Origin of the sequence: Thiolapillus sp., from assembly GCF_048562965.1 — a bacterium.
GTDB lineage: Bacteria > Pseudomonadota > Gammaproteobacteria > Chromatiales > Chromatiaceae > Thiolapillus > Thiolapillus brandeum_A.
This window is the reverse complement of record NZ_JBHNMF010000343.1, coordinates 1-3,502: the sequence shown is the minus strand read 5'-3', so window position 1 is coordinate 3,502 and position 3,502 is coordinate 1. Positions and strand designations below refer to the sequence as shown.

Genomic DNA, 3,502 nt, shown 5'->3' with positions numbered 1-3,502 from the left:
CGGCATGAGCATGACCGGTCTGCGCGCCACCAATTTCTCTTCCTCCCAGGGTGTGGCCTTCATGCACGAATCCCTGTACGCCGCCGCCGGCAAGCGCCTGCCCTATGTACTCAACATCGGCTGCCGAGCCATCACCAAGGCCAGCCTCAACGTACATTGCGGGCACGATGACTTTCACTGCATCGATGACACGGGTTTCTTCCAGCTGTTTGCCAGGGATGCCCAGAGCGCGGCCGATCTGAATCTCATCGGACGAAAGATCGCGGAGCTGTCCCTGACCCCGGTCGCTGTCGCACAGGACGGATTTCTCACCACCCACCTGATCGAACCGCTGCAGGTGCCGGAACGGGAACTGATCAGTGAATTCCTGGGCAGACCGGAAGATGAGATCGAATGCCCCACCCCCGCGCAAAAACTGCTGTTTGGCGAGACCCGGCGCCGTGTCCCGGCAATCTGGGACGTGGACAATCCCATGCAATCCGGCGTTGTGCAGAACCAGGATGCCTATATGCAGACACAGGCTGCCCAACGCCCCTATTTCTATGACCATATTCCGCAGATTGCCGAACAGGTGATGGCCGAATACCACGAACTCACCGGCCGCCGTTACGGCCGCATCAACAGCTTCGATATCGAAAAAGCCGACTATGTCATCGTGGGCATGGGATCCATGGTGGTCCAGGCAAGAGGCGTGGCTCAATACCTGAAGAAAACCCGCAAGCTGAACGTGGGCGTGGTGGATATTGCCATGTTCCGCCCCTTCCCCGGTGATCTGCTGGGAAAGGCACTCAGGGGCAGGAAAGGGGTGGTGGTCCTGGAACGCACGGATCAGCCGCTGGCGGAAGACCTGCCACTGATGCGTGAAGTCCGCGCCGCATTATCCAAGTGTGTCGAAAACGGTCAGTCACAGAGCGACAAACCCTACCCTGCCTACGCCAGTTACAGCAGCCTGAAAGAGCTGCCGCGGCTGTATTCGGGCGCCTACGGCATGGGTTCGAGAGATCTGCAGCCGGAAGGACTCATCGGCGCCATCGAAAACATGCTCCCCGACGGGCCACACCGGCCATTCTTCTACCTGGGTATCGATTTCGTGCGCGAGGCAGCCAACCCCAAGCAGGAAATCCATATACAGGATCTGCTGAATGCCTATCCCCATATCGGCGATCTTGCAATCAGGGGATCGGAAAACCCCAACCTCATGCCGGAGGACTCCATCACCGTGCGCATGCATTCCGTGGGTGGCTGGGGCGCCATCACCACCGGCAAGAACCTGGTCATGACCCTCTACGATCTGCTGGGATGGGAAATCAAGGCCAACCCCAAGTACGGCTCGGAAAAGAAAGGACAACCCACGACTTACTACCTGGCCGTGGCGCCCACGCCCATTCCTCTGAACTGTGAATACAAATACGTGGATGTGGTGCTCAGTCCGGACCCCAACGTTTTTGGACATTCCAACCCCCTGGCGGGCCTGAAGCAAGGTGGCACCCTGATCATACAATCCTCGCTGACAAACGAGGCCGAAGTCTGGGCCAGTTTCCCCCGCTGGATGCAACAGCAGGTCATCAAGAACGATATCCGGGTTTTCTACATCGATGGCTTCATGATTGCCCGTGAAGAGGCATCCAACCCGGAACTGCAGCTGCGCATGCAGGGCAACGCTTTCCAGGGAGCATTCTTCGCCGGTTCGCCACTGATGGAAATAACCGGCATGGACGAAAAGAAACTGTTTACCGCCATCGAGAACCAGTTGCAGGCGAAGTTCGGCGCCAAGGGCAAAGGCGTGGTGGAGGACAACCTGCGCATCGTACGCCGGGGCTTCGATGAAATACATGAAATCACCAGCAGGCAGGTCAACGTACATGCCGCACGCGAACTGAAACAGGAAATCAACCTGCCCGTACTGCTCAAAAAGCTGCCTCAGGGCAACGGCGCCATAGCCGACATACACCGTTTCTGGGAACAGACCGGCAGTTTCTACGCCCAGGGACAGGGATCGGACAACCTCGCCGACCCGCATCAGGCGCTGTCTCTGGTGCCGGCCGCCACCGGCGTGTACCGCGACATGACCCAGATACGCTTCGAATACCCGAAATGGGTGGCTGAAAACTGCACGGCCTGCGGCGACTGTTACACCATCTGTCCTGACAGTTCCATTCCCGGGCTGGTGAATACGGTATCCGAAGTGTTCTCCACAGTTATCGACCGTATAGAGACCGGCGGCACACCCACGGTCTACCTGCGGCGGGAAAGCCGCAAGGTGGAAAAGCGTCTGCGTGAACTGCTCAACACCCTGGACGAAAGCGTCAGTGTCCGTGAAGTGCTGGATCAGGCCATCCTGGAAACACTCGGCAATGCCGAAACCGAAGAAAGCAACCGGGATGCACTGGAAAACGAACTCGCGCTGTTCATGGACAAACTCGGCAGCTTTGAATTTGCCGTCACCAAGCCCTACTGGAACAACCGGGAAAAGAAAGCACCGAACAGCGGCGGCCTGTTTTCCATCACAATCAACCCCTATACCTGTAAAGGCTGCATGGAATGCGTGGATGTCTGCGATGACAAAGCGCTGGTGGCCACCCCTCAGGACGAAGCCGCCATTCAGCGGCTGCGCGATGACTGGAATTTCTGGCTGGATCTTCCCACGACAAACGAGAGCTTCAGCCGCATCGACGACCTCGACGAAAAGATCGGCGCCCTGGAAACCCTGCTGCTGGACAAGGAGACCTACGCATCCATGGTCTGCGGTGACGGCGCCTGCCTGGGTTGCGGAGAAAAGACCAACATCCACCTGTTCACCGCTACGGTGACCACCCTGATGCAGCCGCGGGTGAAAAAGCATCTTGCACGACTGGACGATCTCATCGCCCGGCTGGAACAGCATATCCGCCTGAAACTTGCCGAAGGTGTGGATCTGCGCAATCTCGATGTGCTGAATGAAATGACAGACAGCACAGAAGAAGACCTGACCCTGGCGAAACTTTCCGAAAGCATCGATCCGGGACACGAAACCACGCTGGTGGACAAGGAATGGCTGAAGCACATGACGGCCGTACTGGAAAAACTGCGGGACCTGCACTGGCGTTACCGGGAAGGCCCCACACAGAACGGACGTGCGGAAATGGGCATTGTCAACTCCACCGGCTGTACCTCCGTGTGGGGCTCCACCTATCCCTTCAACCCTTATCCCTTCCCCTGGACCAGTCACCTGTTTCAGGACAGCCCTTCCATGGCCATGGGCCTGTTCGAAGGTCACATGACCAAGATGGCGGAGGGCTTCAAGGCCATTCGCCTGGCGGAACTGGAACTGCAGGGCAAATACAATCCCGCCGAGCACGATGCGTGGCTCGCCAGGTTCGACTGGAAGGCGTTCAGTGAAGACGACAAGCGTGTCTTCGGCCTCGTGATAGATTTTGGGACATCCCAGTCCCCAAAATCGACTCGGCCTTTGACAACCTATTGGTGCCCCAGCCGTCCTGGTCACCAAGCACTACGCAACAAC

General features: G+C 57.9%; 1 pseudogene. It reads left to right on the top strand.

The features are described from left to right. A pseudogene (locus tag ACOCD2_RS14465) lies at positions 1-3,385 on the top strand (2-oxoacid:acceptor oxidoreductase family protein); the annotation flags it as partial. Positions 3,386-3,502: the final 117 nt, after the last annotated feature.